The following is a 20,480-nucleotide window of genomic DNA, read 5'->3' as shown; positions in this document are numbered from 1 at the left end:
GGTATAAAATGAGTAAAAATTACTGTTTGCATAGAAACAAAACATATTTATTAAATATTACCAACAACGTTTTAGAATTAACTAGTAATGATATTAGAGATATTAATATAGGATTCAAAGAATATATTGACGTGTTAGGTAATAAACATCGTAATATATTAGTTAAGAAAGTGGATATGGATGAAATTGAATTCGCTTACGAACTAAAATATAAGGTAATGTATAAAGGATTAGAATTTGAGCCATGGGCTATAGGACGGTTCATATTAGAAAATAATTCATTATCTTTATTCACCCAAGACACTAAAATAGCGAATCAATATAATTTTATAAAAAAGGAACAATTCGTATTCAAAAAAGATATTTTATTAGATGAAGTAGATGCTCTTATTGAAATAAAAAAACCTATACTAAAATTCAAGTATCTTGATGAAGTAATTCTAAGTATTAAGAAAGAAGATATAGTAGATTATTTAAACAAAGTATATTTTTGAAATAAGAATAATGTTATTAATAACCATTCTAAATAAAATAGTCGATTAAAGATATACAATTAAATTAAGTTATTAAAGGACTAAAGATGAAAAACGATAATCGTGAGTTCAAAATACTGACTAAGAAAAAATACTGGCTTATTATATTCTCAATATCAATTGTTCTAGTACTGCTTTTAACAGTGATGGAATTAATAATAGGTAATGAAGTTATGATTCAAGAAAAATTATATATGTTTATCTCTTTGGTATTTTGTATATTTATTATTACATTATTAATAAGTCTGATTAGATATACAATAAGGGATTTTAGAGAATCCAATAGAAAAGGAAAATTATTTATTGTTATCTTACTTATTCTCTTCACATTAAAAGCTATAATGGAAATATTAAAGTCTAGATAATATAATTACATAACTAAAATAGAGGAGCTGGCATAGCCAGCTCCTTTACAACGTAATATTTACATAATCTAATTTTATTAACTTTTACTCTTCTGAATTACCAAATAACCAGCTTTCATTGTTACCAGTAATTCTATAATGAATATTCATATAGTCTGTTTCCTGCATACCTGAACCATTATCTAGTCCTAATGCAATCTTCATATTAGCCCAATCTCCAGTACTAACACTTCCACTTGAAAGTTCTGATAGTGGAATAACCATCTCTATTCTACCAGAAGTACTTTCCCATTGAGGTGCTATAACACTAGTGATTTGTTTATCCAATTGCCAACTGTTATTAGAATCTACATTATAAGCTGTGTAATTGGAATCATCACTTCTTCTAGTAACCATATATCCATAGTCTCTATCTAATGCTGAACCGTAGAAACCGTTGTTAGTAGTATTAATGCTTCCATTACTAAAATCTTGTGAGTAAACGGATACTACGAACTTATCATTATTTACGTTATAATTAGGTAAAGTATTTCCTACATTATCAATTCTAATGTACATATTATTATCATCATTGGAAATATATATCTTTTTAATATCTCTTGATGAATCACCAGCAGTATTATCACCTATTTTATCTAAGTAATAAGGTATGTATGTCCATTGATGCCAATCTGATATAGTATCATAAGCATTACTTGTATCTCTGCATCCATCATGAACATTAACAGTGTATCTAGCACCAGCATTATATTGATTTGGTGTAATACGCATATCAAATTTATCTTCGTAAGTTAAAGCAGTCATAATATATGCAGCTCCTGTAATAGGCTCTATCATAGTACTGATAATTGGTTTTAATGTAACATTGGAAACAGCTTCTCCTTGTGGTGCATAACCTAATGCAGTTCTGTCAGCAAACCATTCTAGACGTCGTAGAGCATTGTCTCTTAGAGAATCATAACCGCTGAAAAGTTCCATCATTGCTACCCACATAGTCATCTGTGGCCAAGAAGGCTCATCTTCAAATGCTTCAACTCCACCTGGATCCCAAGAATTCTTACCTGAATAGAAACTATCTCCTTCATATCTTGTTATACCATATGTATCATGAGCTATTGTATTATTGACTTTATTATAATGGTCATAAGCACGCTTTGACATCATATCAATAACACCATAAGTAACTAAAACATCACTTGAAGCATCTACTGTTGTTCTTGGTGTATTATTAAGGTTAACAGCTCTATTGTAATATCTATTATTAGGGTCTGTTTGATTCCATAATCCTGGTACTGAATCTGTTGAACTTCTTTGGATAGCTGAACGTATAGAACCTGCAGCACCATTATAATTATCTGCTAAAGACTGTAATCCTTTAGCTTTTGCCATTTCTTGAGCAGCATCTAAACCAGCAGCATAAAGAGCTTCTGTAAATGCATTATATTCAATCTGTTCTTCCCATATGGAGCAATCTGCTTTACCAAAACCATTTGAATCAATGTGGTTCATTGCAAAATCAGCTGACCTTCTATAATCTTCCCAAATATTGTTAAGGAAGTTAGTTTTGGCTGGTTCCTCCAAACTTTCATAATGTCTATAAGCTCCTACTAGGAACATACCTATAGAATCATACTCTGGTTCAACAAAAGATACTGGGTCATTATTCCAGATCCAATAACAAGTCCAGAAAGTACCTGGTTTTCTCCAATCACCATGATCAACCTTTATTTGACGATCTGCTAACCAATACCAATAGTATTCAGCTTCATCAGTATGACCTGAAGCATCTAGTGACATCGCTGTAACAGCTGAATCTCTTGCCCATACCTTATAAGAATAAGCTGATGGATTAGTTGTAGCTGGTAGTGATGCAAATTTTGCTACATCTTTTGTACCATCATTATATGTTCCAGGTACAATTGATTGTTTTAATGCTACAGATATATTTTCATAACAATAATTTAATTCTGGCTGGTCAAAGTTTACAGATTTACCTTCATTCAACCAATTTGAGTAATTAGTTTCCATAGTATTCATCCAATAGCTGCCATTTTGACCTGTTGCTGTATCAATGGCATTTTGAATTTCTACATTATCTTTACCTATTGCTATATAAAAATAAATATCAGTTGATTCTTGTGATTGTAAAGTAACTGACTTAGTGAATGCAGTTGAAATATCTTCTCTACAAGTTACAGAACCATTGTTTTTCAAAGTACCATCGTTATTAAAGGTATGCCATGGTGAACAAATATTGCTATTTGTATCAGATACTGTATCATCTGCTATTTGGTAACCATTGACAGATGATTCCAATGTACCATGAGCTATATAATACTGTCCTGCTCCACTCATATCTATAGTAGTTACTTGCTTAGTAGAATCATAGGAAGCTGTTATATCATTATTGCTATGATTATCCACATGAAGCATATCCATGATATTATAAGTCTTTTCACTTCCTGTATTATTCTTAACAGTATATCTTACAACCATGAAATTCTCATTAGGTATTGCTGCATAATCTCTTGATATCTCTGGAGACATTTTTTCTCCTGCATAAGTCTCATAATCAGTATAGAAAATTCCATCATCACCAAAATGACCTGAAGCTCTGAAATTACTTCCAGTTGTATATACCTTGTTATCAGTTTCATCTCTAAAGAACATACTGTAATTCTTGATTTCATTTCTATTATAATCATCAGCATCTGTTTTTTCGTAGAATCTTAACTCATATATAGATGGTCCATCAGTAAATAAAGGTTTTGTTAAGTTATTTTGAGTTTCTTTCCATAAGTATACTGAATCTTTCCAGTTATTCATGTATACTCCTCTAACACTCTCAGATAGCTTAGAAACACGTAAATTATCTAGATTAATGAAACCAGTATATTCATGAGTTACTAACACTACTAATCTATGTCTACCTGGTAATAGATGAACTCCTTTTTCAGCTATTCCCCAAGTATCCCAATCTGATAATGGTTGGAAGGATATCTTACCTTTGTTCTGATTATCTACAATAAGCTCTCTACTGCACTCACTACCTGTTGCATTAGCATATGAGAAGCGTAATGTATAATCTCCTTCTTCTTCAACTTCTATATCAAATGAAACGCTATCCCATGTTTCTCCATAGGAATCAACAAATCCGGATCCTGTATAACCATTATGGTCATTATTAGTACCTACATCTTTTTTAATTGAATCTTCTGCTTCATATATTGATGGTTCACTTTCGTTACCAAATGTAAAATAAATCATATCCCAATATTTTAACTCAGGTACTGTAAAACTAATATACTTACCAACACTATCTGTACCTGTAGTAAATGAAAGGTTCTCTGTCATACAATCATTTCTATCTGGACTAGCCATATATAAGTTGGATACTGTTTTATGATAAGGTATATAATATTTTACTTGAAGGTTGTTCTTAGTTGTTGGCTCATCAGTAACATCTCTCCAATTAGTATTAGTCTCTGATGTTAAATTAATTAAATGCACTATACCATAGTCGTCATTTTTTGTTTTTGGTATAAACCATATATTACCGCTTTCACCTGAACCAGTAACACTTTCATTTTCAATGCTGATTGTTTGTGTTCCTCCATCAACAGGGTTGATATCTGGGTCATATAGAAGATTTTCATAAGCAGTAATGAAGTCATAATGATTTTGCATTTCATTTCTCAAATCATCTCTCATCATTTTGAAAGCTTTTGGATAATATGGATGACCTAGCATAACTGTATCACAGAAATTACTTGATCCATTAGCCATACTTAGTCCAGTTCCCATTTCAATATGCATAGCACCTGATGCAGCTATTGCTGAATCTGTTAAACGAACAGAAGCTTTGTTAAAAGTACCAAGTGTAACACTATCCACACGAATATCTCCAGTATTATCACTGTCATGTTGTACTTTAATACTATGATTTCCTGCTGTAAGATATAAAGTTTTTGGATCTGTAAAAGCTGCTTCGTTAGAATAATTAGACCAGCTTGGGTTAGCAGGCATTAATCCAGTTCTAGTCAAATCAAAATAAGCTGTCATGACTTTTTCATTGTCAACATAAATATTTTTATCTGCTCTTGCTGAAGCTCCATTAGAGAATCTGAATACTAAAGTATATACTCCATCTTCTGGAACTGAAATATTAAAGTCAGCACTATCACCAGCACTATCAAAACCAGTAATATAAGTTGTACCATTATCATTTCCGCTTGTTAAGCCGCTAAGACTTGCATTTTCAGCTTCATATAGAGTTCCAGCGTTAGTATGTTGATTCATATAAGCAGCTAGAACCATTGTTTTTCCACCATCTGTTAATTTTTGCCATTCAATATATTTTTTCAAACTATCATATGTAGGAGAATTCTGCCAGATTTCACTGAATTGGAAATCTGTATCAGCATTATTCATGATATCCCATGTTGAGAATCTATCATTTGGTGGTACTGCTCCATTAACAGCATTCATTGTCAAATAATTTTTACTGCTATTATTATTGGTCAATGCTTCTTTTGAATCATTAACAAAATCTGAGAATGTTTTACTAAGGTCAACGTAATTACCCCAGTAATCATAATAATTAATGTTTCCCCAGAAATCACCCATTTGGTCTATTTGTATACCATCAAAACCTAAACGGTTAACAGCTAAAGTATATTGATTATTCATGAAATCCTGCCAATCCTTATTAGCTGGGTTCATTGCAAATAATATAGGTGCTGGACTTCCTTCAAGTGGGAAAATCAATTGATCTATGTTATTAATAGTTGATGGGTTATCTTTATCATAACTTATATTGTAATCTTTGTTTCTATAAAGACCCCATTCTTTTTTAGCACTATAATCTTCATAATCTTCACGTACCATATATGCCATTTGATAAGCCATAGCACTTTGGTTGAGAGCATGTCCCTTATCAATTCTATTTTGAAGAGTTGTTTCACTAATAGTGTTACCAAACAAATCAACCCATGTATTTCCTGTACTAGGGAAGTTCATATCATGTCTATACATCCAATCATAGTATTGGACAACATTGATATTATAATCTTTTGCTAACTTTTCTATCATCTCATTACTTTCTTCTAACGTTTCTCCAACAGGAAAATCTACAGAATATCCATATCTAGGATATCTTGTGAAATCATTGGACACATCAACTCCAGTAGTAACCTCAACACCATCACCTATGTCTGCTGATATTAAATAGCCTGTGTAATTGTTGCTAGGTGCTGTCCATGTTACTGTATGAGTAGTAGCTGTATTAGGCTGAACATCAACAACAGAACTATAAGTATCAACAAGATTTTCTAAATGATATATTTTAGTTGTTACTGTTTTTGATACTGCCATGCTATCCGGGTTATTTATTTCAATAGAAATAGTAACATTATCACCAGTATTATATCTCGCTTTATCAACGCTAACTTCAGTAATAGTACAATTATCAGCAGCGAATGCAATATTACCAGTCGTGTTTATTGTTAATAAAAGTAAGCTAAGAGATAAAAATAAACTCATTAATTTTTTCATCTTTCCACTCCTCATTTTCATATATAGTATCTAACATATCTATCCAAGTTTAATTACGATAACTGTCCACATTTCTAGTTTGTTTATGTCCATTATTAATATATTTCCTCTTTCACCTGCTACTATATTGTAAGGGCATTTTACAGGTGCAGCTTGTTCTGGTGAAGAAATATATACATCTTCTACTTCCTTTTCTACTTGAATCTTAAGATTAATAGCAGAATTCATCTTTGGTTGTTTCTTTCCCTTATTCCATATCACATCATTTCCTTTCAAATTAATCAATGAGATTAGTTTCGTGTCAGCACTTTCTCTTATAATTGTCCATATTTTATTAGAATCAGCTGTTGCACTAAAATCATCGCCTTCAAAAACATACTCCATGTTATCTCCATAAGCATGAGTCATAGATACGTCTATAAGGCTCTTATCATAGAACAAGTCTGAATATCTAATCATAAAATCATAATACTTCCTTATTTCACTAAACAGATTATCGCTTATCTTGGTATAATCCACATAGTAGCCTTGTGTCAAAACCCCTTGATTTTCTCCAAGTATCAAATGATATGCTCCATTGGAAATAATTGCTGCAGTCAATATTTTCAGAGCATATGCCCCTGCTTCTTCCCCTTCATCCATAAAAGGTTTCAAATAGGCAGCTAGTATAATAGGTTTATCTGTTTCTCTTCTAGTATCTCTAATGATAGATTGTATGTGATTATAAGTGCTATAAGGATTCCACACTTCTATATAAACCATATCCTGGTCCGCTACACTAGTAGTACTAACAGGCCAATTCCCAACATTATTAAAGATTAAAGTAACATCTCTTTTTACCTTACTTAATTGTTCTCGTGTATTATTGATCAATACAGGAAATTCATTTTCTAAATTAACTATATGATTATCATCACTCAACTTGCTTACGGCTTTTTTTGGATAACCATAAGTATCCATATGTATACCATCAAAATCCAAGACTCTAATAGCTCTCTCATATTCATTTATGATATGTCTATGCCATGGAGATTTCTCTTCAATATTCATAATTATGAACTTATCTATAAAAGATATTGGCTGCATGTTGCTATTATATAACGCCTCGTCTTTATGGTTTTCATAAAATGGTTTGCTTGCTGCATAAACAGCACCATAGGCAATTGCTTTCATACCATTTTTATGACAAAGATCAATTTTATTCTTAATTGCATTCAATGATATTTTTTTACCCATGAGATCAATATAGTTCTCTTCTTCATTAACTAAATCATCATGGCGATACATCCAATCATAGAACTGTACCATATTGATATGAAGTTTTTTCATGGATAGTACATCTTCATCATCCAATACATCATCTGATTCAAAGTCGCTAAGGAAACCATATCTTGGAGAATCCTTATGACTTGAAGCTACATCAACAGCAGTTGAATAGGTTGTTACAATCTTTTCTTCATCAAATATACTAATGTCTACACCATATCCATTAACTTCCAGAGGTTCTATTTCTATTATTGAGTTTCCACTTTTATTATCAACTGTTTTTGTAATGGACAGGTACTTTTCATCTAAATGAGAAACCACTAGAGAAATACAAACATCAGTTGGCTTAATATCTGGATTCCATTCTATTACAATCTCTACAGGCTCTCCTGCTAGATATTGAGCTTTGTTAGGGTAAATGTCTTGTATCAAATCTTTCATAATATCACCTTTCATTTTATGTAATCCTGCAATATTTATTTATCCTTTCACAGAACCTGCTGTAATACCTTTAATAAAGTACTTCTGGAAAATAATAAATATTACAACTGCTGGTGCTAGACCAATCATTGCTGCGGCTGCCATTAGATGCCACTTTGCTCCATATTGTTGATAGAACATGGAAATAGCAAGTGGAATGGTACGCATAGATTGTTTTTGTAGGAAAAATATAGCTTGAGCATAGTTATTCCATATATTCAACCCATTAATGATTATTACTGCTGATGTAACAGGTTTTAATATAGGAAAGACAATCCTCCAGAACGATCCTATTTTTGTACAACCATCAATGATGGCTGCTTCTTCAATATTTATTGGTAATCCCCTTATAAACCCAGTAAATAAGAAAACTGAAAAAGGTAAAGCATTAGCGGCGCAGACTAAAATCATTGCCCAGTGTGTGTTAATTCCACCTATTTTAATCATCAAAGTATATAAAGGTACCGTATTAATAATACCTGGAATCATCATACACCCTAATATTAAATAATATATTATTCTGTTGAATTTATTATTTACTCTAGCGATAGCATATCCAGCCATACTAGCAAATGAAACAATAACTGCTACTGACCCTAGAGTAATAATCAATGAATTAATAATTGAACGTCCCATTTTAGCCTTTTCCCAAGCGACACCAAAATTCTCGAAATATGATTGTGGAAGGAGAATCAATTCTTTTGAAAAGTTCATAGATGATGGTGTAAAAGCTAATAAACTAAGTATATAAAACGGGAATAATGCAAGTAATGTAATTAATATTATAACTAGAATTCTTAGAAATTTTTTCAACCATGTCGCCTCCTTACGCATCATATTCTTTTGATTTCATCAATTTCAGTGATAATAAAACAGGAAATAGAATTAATAAAAATAGGATAACTGCAACTGCTGTGGAGTATCCAGTGAAACTACCATAGCATTTTCTCATGATATAGATACTTAATGACTCTGTACTATATCCTGGACCTCCATCAGTTAATGCCATTATTATCTCAAAAACTGATAATGATCCTATAATGTTGGTTATAACATTAATCTTAATAGGCTGAATCATCATAGGAAGGACTATATATCTTATCCTTTGACCATAAGTAGCCCCATCAATCTTACCTGCTTCGTGCATCTCTTCAGGTATAGCTTGTAATCCTGCCAGATAGACGACCATAGTCATTCCTACAAACTGCCATACATTAACCACAATAATTACCCACAAAGCCATATATCTATTCCCCATCCAATTGGCATTGGCAACATTAAGACCAATTCTTTCAAGAGTTGCGAATAAGAATCCTCTTTGTGGCTGTAAAATAAAGTACCATATGTAACCCATAATCAATGGACTTACAACTGCTGGTAAATAAATAATAGTTCTTACTATACCTTTACCTTTGAACTTACTATCTAAAAGTAAAGCATATAGGAAACCGAATATATTCAATAGTGGAGCACTTCCCAAAGCAAATAGAACTGTGTTTATTACGTCATTCTTTGCTCGACTATCATGAAAAAAATCAATAAAATTCTTTAATCCTATAAAATTGGCTTTTGTCATACCATCATAATCTGTTAAACTCAAGCCAATACCTTTTATCAACGGATATATAAAAAATATAAAGAATAAAATAAAAGCTGGTAAAATCATAAAATTATGTAATTTGGAAACTATCTTATTTCGAAAAATCACTCCGTCATCACTCCACTTTAATTATCTTACTATATGTACCCAATTAAACTATAAAAATATAGGGGCTGCCTATTGTATATCTATATAACCTAGTGCAGCCCCTAAATAACTAGTTAGATGCATTCCATGCTTTATCCCAAACTTCTTTGTAAGCTTTTGCGAAATCTATGGAAGCAGAATATTGTCCTGCATATAATTCTTGAACCATTCTTCCTGCGTCATCACCTGAGAATCCTGAAGGAGACTCATTAGTAAATCCAATGTTAACTCCATTACTAAGTGCATTGTTTACCTGCTCTTTTATTGGACCCCAATCTGCATCAACATCTTTGAATGCACATGGTGATTTTATTGATTCACTATATTTCTTTAAATTCTCTGCTTTGAATAGATAATTTAAAAATTCTTTTGCTTCTTCTGGATGTTTTGAAGCTGAAGTAATAGCATAAGCTGAATCTTCAGCACTTAATATTACTGGTTCAGTAGAGTCTGTTATAGCTGGATAAGGCATGAATCCAATGTTTTCTGCCATATCTGGGTTTTTGTCTAATATACCACTAAGAGCCCACATTCCTTGACTGATGACAGCAGCTTCACCATTAGCAAACATTTCAACTTGATTATCATAAGTAGCTGTCAAGAAATCATCGTTGAATAACTTCTTATCTCTTCCACTTATAATTACAGAAGCAAAACTATCCATAGGTCCACCTTCAGCACCAAGCTGAAGTTTGGCATCATCATTAGCTAAAAATGCTTTTTTGGAATCAGTAACACCATAAGTCTGTTTTATAACTCCATGTGCCATAAACTCTATTAGATGTCCTAATGTCCAAGAATCTTTTCCAGCCATGAAAAGAGGTACAACATCTGGTTTGCTTTCTTTGATCTTAGCTAAATCCTCTTCAAACTCTTTCCAAGTCTTTGCTTCATCTATTCCTAGTTCATCAAATATTGCCTTATTATAGAATAAACCAGCCATAGTCATATTACTTGCTACTCTATACTGTTTACCACTCTTAACATCTGTACACATATCTTTTATTGCAGGTTGGATACGTTCCCACCACGCTTCATTGGATACATCCAAATATTTACCTTGATCGATGTATTCTTGTGCAACTACAGTAGTAATATCAGGAATGTCACTTGATGCAAATTTGACTTTGATAACATTGCTTGCATCTTTTTGGAACTCTTGTTCAACTACAATTCCAGGATGTTCTTTATTGAAATCGTCAATGATCTCATTCATCAAATCAACTGTTTCAACTTTTCCTGTAAAAAATTTAATATGTACAACTTCGTTGTCTGCATCTGTTTCTTGTTCTTTGTTGTCTTGGTCTACATTATCTTCTTGTACAGGTGTATTATCCACAGTTTTATCTTTTTCTTTTGTAGCACACCCAGTAAATAATGAAATAGTTGTGATAACTAGTAACAAAGATATAAATTTTTTCATAGTTTTGTAATCCCCCGTTTTCTTATTAATTTGGAAATTTGTTAATTCCCATTGGTATTGCTGTAATTTCATTGTATAACCACATCACAAAAAAATAAATACCCTATATTTTCGATAATGGTATGTTTTTTTTATATATAATCAATAAAATATAAAAAATATGGTATAATTAATTAGTAATTTTTATGTACTGAACAAGCAAACTATCTAGTAAGAAACAAAAAAGTTTATAGGAGTATGATAAAATGCGAAGGATTAGTTGGAATTTTTCATTAAAACTTTTTATATGCACAGCGCTACTTACATTAACGTCTATTTTATTTATATCAATATACTCTTATAATAAATATAGTGATAGTATTATGGAACAATCTTCACAAAAGGTTCAACAGATAGTTGAACTCACGTCACTGAATATTAGAACATATTTGGACGACCTGTATAGATTATCCTTATCACCTTACTATGACCAAGATGTAATGGATGCATTAGACAAAACAATTGATGACTCTGACTTGAAATCTCTATATAGAACAAGAACCATAGAAGATTTTCTTGAACAGATTTTGATTATTCCAAGGAAAGACATATTACGGGTATTTATATTGACTGATGAAATATATAAAGGTGAACGTATTACTTCTACGATAAAATCAAATCAAGATTTTACTAAGTATCATTGGTACAAAAAAGCAATGGAGAAAAAGCAACCTATATTTGTTTCTGCTCACCTTGAACAGATTATCAAAGACCCTGGGAATATTATTTTTTCCATAGTGAGTATCTTAAGAAGTACCAGAAACACAGATAAGATTCTAGGAGTAATCAAGGTAGATGCTAACTATTCTGGTATTAGTGATATCTGTAACAAAGTGGATTTCGGAAAAGATGGAGGTATTATTATTGTTGATGCCAATCAGCAGGTAATATTCTCTAATGTACCTCATTTAACTTCTGATGATATAGATGATGTATATACTAAAACCTATAATGGCAAAAAACCTTATACAACTATTAACTGCAATAACAAAGGATACTTGATCAATAAAAATGTTATAGAATATGCTGATTGGACTGTAATTGGTGTTACTTCATTATCAACCATCAATGAAAAAATATCAGACGTAAGAAACAGTGCTTTCATAGTAGCTTTAATTAGCTTTATCCTTGCACTTTTACTAATATCATTTTATTTGTATATGTTCCTTAGCCCACTGAATAAGATAATAAACAATATACATAAGATCCAAGAAGGAGACCTTGATGTAGCATTTCCTATAAAATCCAATGATGAATTAGGTTATCTATCAAGCTCATTGAATAACATGGTCGGGGAACTTAAGAATATGTTTAAGGAAAATCACAAATTGGTTCGTGAAATCTATGAAGCGAAATATCTTCAAAAGGAAGCACAGATCAATACACTGTTCAATCAGATACAGCCTCACTTTATACATAATACTCTTAACATGATAAGTATGTTAATTCAGTCTGACAACTTGCCCCAGGCTGTTAATACTATAAATAAGCTAAGTATTATTCTACGTGGTCTGACTCATATGGATAAAGAAATTACTATATCTGTAGAATTACAATTGCTGGATGCTTATTTGACAATACAAAAAAACAGATTCAACGACCGTTTGAACTATGAAATCAACGTAGACGATAAGCTTAATAATTATATTATTCCTGCTCTATTATTACAGCCTGTAGTTGAAAATTCTGTTATCCATGGATGTGAAGCTAAAAAAGAAACCACAACCATAGAAATAGCAGATACCATCACAGACAGTAATGTAATCTTCATAATCAAAGATAATGGAGTTGGAATGGGAGAACAAGCGTTAATAAAATTAAGAGAAAAGTTGAACACTGAAAAAGAAATTGGAGAAAGCTTTGACTTATCTGCAAAGGGTAATGGAATTGCCCTCATTAATGTAAACAGACGTATCAAGATAAAATATGGTATTGAATATGGTATTGAAGTTGAAAGTAAGGAAGGTATAGGAACAACAGTTAAAATAATTTTACCAAAGACATCATTATAGGGAGGTTTAACCATGTATAAATTATTAATTGTTGAAGACGAACAGTTGACAAGAAATTTTCTGAAACAGATTATTCCTAAGTTATGTGATAAGTGGGAAATCGTTGATGATGTAATGGATGGTGCAGATGCACTTGAAGTATTAAAAAACCAATCTGTAGATTTGATTTTGACTGATATCAAGATGCCAGTAATGGATGGATTAGAGTTATGTAAACAAGTAAATATCCTATATCCAGAAATACATTGTGCCATTTTATCAGGTTATGGGGAATTTGATTATGCCAAATCTGCTATTAAATACAACGTGAGCAGCTATTTATTAAAACCAATAATCAACGAAGAATTAAAGAATATGCTTGAATCTGTAGCAGAAATATGCCACAAAGAACAATGTGAACAAATTAAATATAATGACCTTATATCAGCTTCCAATAAATATAAAGAAGCCATTATAGCCAAGTTTTTGAAAGCTGTCATTACAGGTTCTCATATGGAAATTCAATCATTATATCCTATAATGTATGATTTGCATATCAATCTATTTGATGCCGAAGGAATTATACTCATACTTCAAATAACAGAGGATAACCTGATTGAAAACAATGTGAAGATAACTAACCTGATTCTATTGAAATTATTACTATTCAATACAGCGAGAAAACAAACTATGGATACCTCTACAAAAGTATTTATAGATTCCAATGAAAACACTGTATTGCTTATACCCATTGATGAAGATGAAGATTATAAAAAAGTTATCCTAGATATGTATGAAAAGATTGATACTGCTTATTATAAAGAAACCAATCTACACATATTTTCTATAGCAGGAACTAAAGAAAATGAATTACTACAATTAAATGTTTCCTATGAAAATGCAAAAAAAGCTTTCTTACAAACCTTATTCACCAAAGATGAGGAGAGTAATATTCAGTTGTACTCTGAACAATCCTATCAAAATTATATAAAAACTTTACATAGCTATATGGCAAATTTGATTTATACCATCCATAACAATGATACAGTTAATCAAGAAGTACTATCCAAAGATATTGGCAACTTCTTATATGAGCAGATCAACAGCTGTTACTTATTAAAAACACTAAACTACATAATAACTCAGTTAAAAACTAATATTCCTCTGAACGAAGATGTTATAAATAAAATATATAAAATACTGATAGATTCAAAAGACACCCTAACTGACAAAAAAAATATATCAGCCTTTATTATCAACATGTCAAACATAATAATAGAAAACCTGCATAAAAAGAATTCAATGTGTGATGAAAATCTACTCATAGAGCAGACAAAACAATTCATATATAAACACTATATGGAACCAATCAGTCTATCTCTCATTGCAGATGAATTAAGCATTTCCTATTCTTACTTAAGTAACTTATTTCATGAATTAGAAGGACAATCCTACATAAAATTCTTGACAGAAGTAAGATTAAAACACGCAGCCAACCTACTAAAGAACAACGAATTGAAACTAGGTTACATCACCAAAAAAGTTGGTTACATAAGCGTAAAACACTTTAGTTATGTTTTCAAAAAATACTATGGTATCTCCCCAGGAGAATATAGAAAAAGATTTAAATAAATTCTCCTACAACATTAACTGGAATATCAACCATCTGTTTTAATTCATCAAGATACCCGATATCCATAGCCAAAACAGCACAAGTAGCAGGTCCACCTGATTTATTTACATCAACACATACATCCTCATAAACCTTGAACTCCAAATTACCAGTCCTAGCCATTTCACTTGCCTCATAAGCAATACCTTTTGACCCAACTGGTAAAACATCTTTTATAAACTCAAGGCTCTTGATCTTCTTAAGAATATCCAATGTCATTATCTCACCTTTATCACCTACTACTTCGTTGCCTACTTTTGGAATCCCCACAGCAACAGCTAAATTACCCTCTTCAGCCTTAGGAAAATTCCATATATCTGTATTCACCTTCCCAATAACCGTTAACCCTATCCCCGTAACCGTAACGGGAATATTCTCTTCAGTACTCCCTGTAACCACAGACTCCTTATCCAACCCAATCTTATCCAAAGCATCATTAATACCATCCATAATCCTTCTACCCGTATCATTCATTTCAACCGCAAAAGTATTAACAACCGTTATAGGCTCAGCCCCCAACGCTATAGTCTCAGATAAAGAAACAACCGCCGTATAATACCCCGTAACATAAGGATCAACCTTAATCACATCATTCTCCTTATTACCAATCCCCCCACAAGAATCACAAGCAACCGTCAATATATCCTTATCCCCCAAACGAAGTATCGTAATATCTCTAAATTTTTCAATCATTGTTCTTACTCCTTTTAATTATATTTTGTCTATATCTTTTTAATCTATATATATCTTTTTCTATTAAAACAAATATCTGTAATAGCCAGAAATTACTCACATAGAAGAAAAAGTGTTTTGTAACGGGTAATCAAGTAAGTAAAATAGTAGATGTATATGTGGAGTAGTGAGGCAGGACGCCGAACCCAGCTTTTAACCTGACAGCCCTACTGGACTGTCAGGAATAATAATGGACTCGATGTCCATTATTATTCGTTGGGCTCAGGACGAGCAATTCGCTGGCGTAACATATACATATACTATTTTACCAATGACAAGTCTATACAAAACACCATTTCTGACATACTTGCAAGACGACTAATTATTATCCTTCATTTGAACCAAAACCCCATACCCATTCTTATACTCAATCTCAATTATCATCCCAGGCAATATCTTAAAATGCCACCTATCCTCACTATCCAAATCCAACAAATACATTATTGCTGTTCTTATAACTCCTCCATGAGTCACAATCACACTAGTCCCATTGTCATCCTTTATCTTATCAAGAAAACTAATCACCCGTTTATCAAAATCCAATACATTCTCACCTTCTGGAATAATATAATTTCTATAATCATTCATAAAACTATTATATTCCTCTGGATATTTCTCCACAGCCAAATCAGATGTCATCCCTTCAAAAATTCCATAATTCATTTCACCAACTTCTTCAACCAATTCAGCCTTCTTACCAATACATTCTCCTATCTTTTCAGAAATAACCCTAGTCCTTTCAAGAGGACTAGAATAAAAATAATCAACATCTTTCAACTTAATATAATCCAATATCCTATCTATCTGATTCAACCCATTCTCAGTAAAATCCGAATGAGTAACCCCATAAATAAGTTGTTCCACATTAGCACGAGTCTCACCATGTCTAACAAAAATAAATTTCATCCTTAATCCCCCATTATGATATTTTAATAAACTAAACTAACGTTTCCAACAAATAAGCACTCAATAAAAATACAACCTGTGAAAACTCAACAGTCATACCAATGACATCACCTGTTATACCACCAAGTTTTTTACTAATACTAGCACTAACCATCATCACAATTACACTTGTTATAACAACAGCTCCCAACAACAGATACTCTTTCAACAAAACAATCAATACAATTAATAATAAAAATCCAGCTACAACATGAAACCACTTAGTATTATCTATAAAATCTTTCCCCATACCTGATTCTTTAGCATATTCATTAATTGAACACACAAATAACGCAAAACATCTCCCAGCAACAGGAAAAATCAATATCGTAACTGGATTACTATAACCAAGTAACGCTAACATACTCATGAAATATAGTATCAACGCAATAACACCAAAAGAACCTATTCTACTATCCTTCATAATATCAAACATTCTATCCCTATCCCTGCAACTGAATATCCCATCACTAACATCTGCTAAACCATCCAAATGCAAACCACCAGTAATAATCAAATAACCCACAATTATCAACAGAGAAGCTACAATAGGAGCCATCTTATCCCCATAATAACTTATTGGATATAAAATCCCTCCTATAATAAGACCAATCACCGGCATATACTTTATCCCTTTAATAAAATCCTTACTATTAAAAGAAAAACTATAACTAATAGGAATTCTCGTTAAAAAAGTTAACATAAGTATGAAACTCTTCATCACTTATCAGCTCCCTTAATCTTCATAGGTATTGACGATACCATAAAATAAACCTCATCCGCTCTACTTGCCACATATTGATTAATTCTTCCCGCTATATCTCTAAATATACTACCTAACCTATAAGCTGGAACCAATCCCATCCCAACTTCATTAGTAACTAAGATAATCTCCTTACCATTACTCTCCATAAAATCAAGTAGCTTCTTGACTTCACCAAAAACATAATCTTCCACCATCTGTATATCCTCATTACTACAACTATCATAATCAATATCTTTATCAAACATAAGATTAGTCACCATGGTAGTAATACAATCCAACAAAAACAAATCAGTTGACATAACTATATCCCTATCAATATTATCAAACCCCTTATACCTCTCAATAGTCAACCACTCCTGAGGTCTTGACTTCCTATGCTTCTTAACCCTATCTTCCATATCCTTATCAGTAACAATAGCCGTAGCAATATAAGCAATATTCCTACCCCTAACCTTAGCCAATTGTTCTCCATAAGTACTCTTACCACTACGAGCACCACCAGTTACCATAACAATTCCCACAACATTCACTCCTCATTATAATAAATTCAAAATTACTAATCTCTGTATCCAAAACAAACGCTGACTAATAATACATTGTAACATTCAATCTAATTTTCCACACACCACTACCCCAGTAGGTAAATATGTATACAAATAAAGCGACTTATAAATATTTGAAAAGAAAATCTTAATGAGTGGAAAGAAATATTACGTTAAGAACCTTAACTGTTTGACGAAGGAGTTGTTAAGGTTTAGTAATGTTTCTTGGAACGAATTTAGTTTTTCTTCAAATATTTGTTAAGAGCTGTTTTGTATACATATTTAACCTACGGAAGTTCACCACTAAATAAAAATCTACAAAATTTTATTTAATCTTCTAACCAGCTTTTCATTATCCCCATGCCTCTTAACCGCAATCCTAACAAACTCCTCACTCAACGATTTAAAATCATCACAAACCCTAACATACATATTATCCTTCAATAATTCCAAATTCAACATATTTCCCGAGAAATAATCCAACTTACATAAAAAGAAATTACTATAACTCTTATACACCTTAAGATTACTTACATTACATAATCCCTTATACATATATTCTCTTTCTCTTTTTACCCAATTATTAACTTTTTCACAAAAATCATTATCTCCAATAACCTTTGGCACAATATCAAGAGCAAAAGTATTCATAGTCCAAGGCTCCTTATATTCTTCCATCTTTTCTACAACCTTATCATTAGTCACCCCATAACCTATTCTCAATCCAGGCACAGCATAATACTTAGTCATGGATCTAAGAGAAAACACATGTTCATAACCTGTACAATTCCCAACAGGCTCATATCCAGTAAATTCAACAAAAGATTCATCAATAAACAAAAAACTGTTTTCTCTCTTTACTAGATCTACTATTTTACTAACTATGTCTACTCCAAGATATTTTCCCGTAGGATTATTAGGATTACACAATACTACAACATCCGGCTGAAACGTCTCCATCTTCCTAGAAAACATACCTATATTAAACCTAAAATCATCATCACTATCTAATACATAATCATCTATCTCACTGCCAGCCAATAAAAAAGCTCTCCTATATTCATTAAATGTTGGTTCAATAATAAGAACCTTTTTAGGCTTCACAGCTCTAGCAAACAAATATATAAGTTCACTAGCACCATTACCCATAATTATTTTATTAGAATCAACATTTATATATTTTGCTACAGCTTCTTTTGCAGCAGTTCCTCCAATATCAGGATATTTACCTATATTGTCTATACTAGATATTATAGTCTCTCTAATATCATCTGGTAAACCTAAAGGATTGATGTTAACACTATAATCAACAACTTCCGAGTTACCATAATACCCACCATGCTTATTCATAGAGTTCATTCCTTCCTATGTTAACAACTATTAAGTCAATCTCCAACAATAATTCTAATCTCGTAATTAAAATACCATCAATATTATATAAAAGATACTACTAATAATATTAAACAAATCATTCCAACTGTAATAATCTCAGATACATACATAATCTTAGTAGATTTTATTATATGTTCTCCACTTAGTTCTTCTCCAATATCACCTATTGCTGGTTTTACAACAACTTCATTAAAATATGTGTTGGTTCCACCTATTTGTATATTTAATAACCCTGCTACTACTGATTCTGGATAGCCGCAGTTAGGGCTTTTATGATTTCTATTATCCCTTTTTAATATTTTCCATCCTTGTCTGAAATTATATCCTAGTATACCTCCAGCCAATAACATAAAAAAACTTCCAATCCTAGCTGGAATATAATTAAAGATATCATCAGTTTTAGCAGAAGCAAATCCTATATCTTTGTAATGGGAATGGAGATATCCCACCATTGAATCTAGTGTGTTTACTGCTTTGTACATAAAAACAAATTGTACAGGCATATTGAATATGAATCCAATACCTATAAACATAAGAGGTGCAAGTATACCGTCTACAGTATTTTCTGCTGTTGTTTCGATGGCTCCTCTAATAACCTCTTCTTTAGTTAGGTGATTGGTATCTCTTCCTACTAGATAGGATAATTGTTTTCTGGATAGATCAAGGTCATCTTTATCTATGGCTTTCCAAACTTTCAAAACTTCATCCTTCAAACATTTAGCTGCTAATGATGTATAGAGGAGATAAGTTGTAACAATATCTCTAACATAAGGATGTATTTTACCGCAAGCAAATAATAGAAGAGTAATCATAGATACAGTTATTCCTATTGTTGCAAAAAGCAAGATGAAGCCACCTGCTTTTAGAGGTATTTTGCTTTTTCTTATAGTTTTTTCTAGTTTGCTTATTAGTTTTCCTATGTAGATGATAGGATGGGGTATGTTTAGTGGATCCCCGAAAATCCTGTCAAGTATTAGGGCAATACATGTTATTATAATAACTTTCAATGATAACACCTCTTAGATGTAATTTTT

15 protein-coding genes are annotated in these 20,480 nt (G+C 31.8%); 4 read left to right on the top strand and 11 right to left on the bottom strand.

The annotated features are described in order from the left end of the window. Positions 1 to 8 precede the first annotated feature (8 nt). Together HYG85_RS14565 and HYG85_RS14560 are read left to right on the top strand one after the other, a co-directional pair. The gene (locus tag HYG85_RS14565) at positions 9 to 494 is read left to right on the top strand and encodes a hypothetical protein (protein WP_212690280.1); all 486 of its coding nucleotides are present in this window, start codon (positions 9 to 11) and stop codon (positions 492 to 494) included. Positions 495 to 580: 86 nt separating this feature from the next. Further along, entirely contained in the window at positions 581 to 898 is a 318-nt protein-coding gene (locus HYG85_RS14560) for a hypothetical protein (RefSeq protein ID WP_212690279.1), read from the top strand. An 84-nt stretch (positions 899 to 982) separates the two neighbouring features. Here the strand turns inward: HYG85_RS14560 and HYG85_RS14555 are convergent, their stop codons facing one another. The 5 genes from HYG85_RS14555 to HYG85_RS14535 all read right to left on the bottom strand — a co-directional run bounded on the left by HYG85_RS14555 (position 983) and on the right by HYG85_RS14535 (position 11,367). Beyond that, positions 983 to 6,451, bottom strand: a complete 5,469-nt coding sequence (locus HYG85_RS14555; protein ID WP_212690278.1) for a glycoside hydrolase family 66 protein — start codon at positions 6,449 to 6,451, stop codon at positions 983 to 985. A 39-nt stretch (positions 6,452 to 6,490) separates the two neighbouring features. Beyond that, complete coding sequence (locus HYG85_RS14550; RefSeq protein ID WP_212690277.1) at positions 6,491 to 8,173, bottom strand: glycoside hydrolase family 66 protein; 1,683 nt, start codon at positions 8,171 to 8,173, stop codon at positions 6,491 to 6,493. A gap of 24 nt (positions 8,174 to 8,197) precedes the next feature. Further along, positions 8,198 to 9,010 (bottom strand): carbohydrate ABC transporter permease, encoded by an 813-nt coding sequence (locus tag HYG85_RS14545; RefSeq protein WP_202975197.1) that lies wholly within the window; start codon positions 9,008 to 9,010, stop codon positions 8,198 to 8,200. A gap of 13 nt (positions 9,011 to 9,023) precedes the next feature. Next, a complete protein-coding gene (locus HYG85_RS14540; RefSeq protein WP_242986438.1) occupies positions 9,024 to 9,905 on the bottom strand; it encodes a carbohydrate ABC transporter permease in 882 nt (293 codons plus the stop codon). A 109-nt stretch (positions 9,906 to 10,014) separates the two neighbouring features. Next, positions 10,015 to 11,367, bottom strand: a complete 1,353-nt coding sequence (locus HYG85_RS14535) for an ABC transporter substrate-binding protein (RefSeq protein ID WP_212690276.1) — start codon at positions 11,365 to 11,367, stop codon at positions 10,015 to 10,017. A gap of 245 nt (positions 11,368 to 11,612) precedes the next feature. Here HYG85_RS14535 and HYG85_RS14530 point away from each other — a divergent pair, with 245 nt between their 5' ends. Together HYG85_RS14530 and HYG85_RS14525 are read left to right on the top strand one after the other, a co-directional pair. Beyond that, complete coding sequence (locus HYG85_RS14530; RefSeq protein WP_212690275.1) at positions 11,613 to 13,418, top strand: sensor histidine kinase; 1,806 nt, start codon at positions 11,613 to 11,615, stop codon at positions 13,416 to 13,418. A 12-nt stretch (positions 13,419 to 13,430) separates the two neighbouring features. After that, entirely contained in the window at positions 13,431 to 15,029 is a 1,599-nt protein-coding gene (locus HYG85_RS14525; RefSeq protein ID WP_212690274.1) for a response regulator transcription factor, read from the top strand. Here HYG85_RS14525 and HYG85_RS14520 read toward each other — a convergent pair. The 6 genes from HYG85_RS14520 to cbiB form a co-directional block, all read right to left on the bottom strand. After that, positions 15,022 to 15,762 carry an AIR synthase related protein gene (locus tag HYG85_RS14520; protein ID WP_212690273.1) on the bottom strand — a complete coding sequence of 247 codons (741 nt, stop codon included), beginning with the start codon at positions 15,760 to 15,762 and terminating at the stop codon, positions 15,022 to 15,024. The two genes, HYG85_RS14525 and HYG85_RS14520, sit on opposite strands and share 8 nt — an antisense overlap. A gap of 357 nt (positions 15,763 to 16,119) precedes the next feature. After that, entirely contained in the window at positions 16,120 to 16,707 is a 588-nt protein-coding gene (locus HYG85_RS14515) for a histidine phosphatase family protein (protein ID WP_212690272.1), read from the bottom strand. Between the two features lie 31 nt (positions 16,708 to 16,738). After that, positions 16,739 to 17,467: an adenosylcobinamide-GDP ribazoletransferase gene (gene cobS / locus HYG85_RS14510; RefSeq protein ID WP_212690271.1), complete on the bottom strand. Its 729-nt coding sequence runs from the start codon at positions 17,465 to 17,467 to the stop codon at positions 16,739 to 16,741. Continuing rightward, a complete protein-coding gene (gene cobU / locus HYG85_RS14505) occupies positions 17,467 to 18,033 on the bottom strand; it encodes a bifunctional adenosylcobinamide kinase/adenosylcobinamide-phosphate guanylyltransferase (protein WP_244971201.1) in 567 nt (188 codons plus the stop codon). Before cobU ends, cobS begins: the two co-directional genes overlap by 1 nt. Positions 18,034 to 18,369: 336 nt before the next feature. Then, complete coding sequence (locus HYG85_RS14500) at positions 18,370 to 19,404, bottom strand: pyridoxal phosphate-dependent aminotransferase (RefSeq protein WP_212690270.1); 1,035 nt, start codon at positions 19,402 to 19,404, stop codon at positions 18,370 to 18,372. An 83-nt stretch (positions 19,405 to 19,487) separates the two neighbouring features. Continuing rightward, entirely contained in the window at positions 19,488 to 20,453 is a 966-nt protein-coding gene (gene cbiB / locus HYG85_RS14495; protein ID WP_244971200.1) for an adenosylcobinamide-phosphate synthase CbiB, read from the bottom strand. Positions 20,454 to 20,480: the final 27 nt, after the last annotated feature.

The sequence above is a fragment of the Vallitalea guaymasensis genome (genome assembly GCF_018141425.1).
Taxonomy (GTDB): domain Bacteria; phylum Bacillota; class Clostridia; order Lachnospirales; family Vallitaleaceae; genus Vallitalea; species Vallitalea guaymasensis.
The sequence above is the reverse complement of the archived record's forward strand: the minus strand, read 5'-3'. Positions and strand labels throughout refer to the sequence as shown.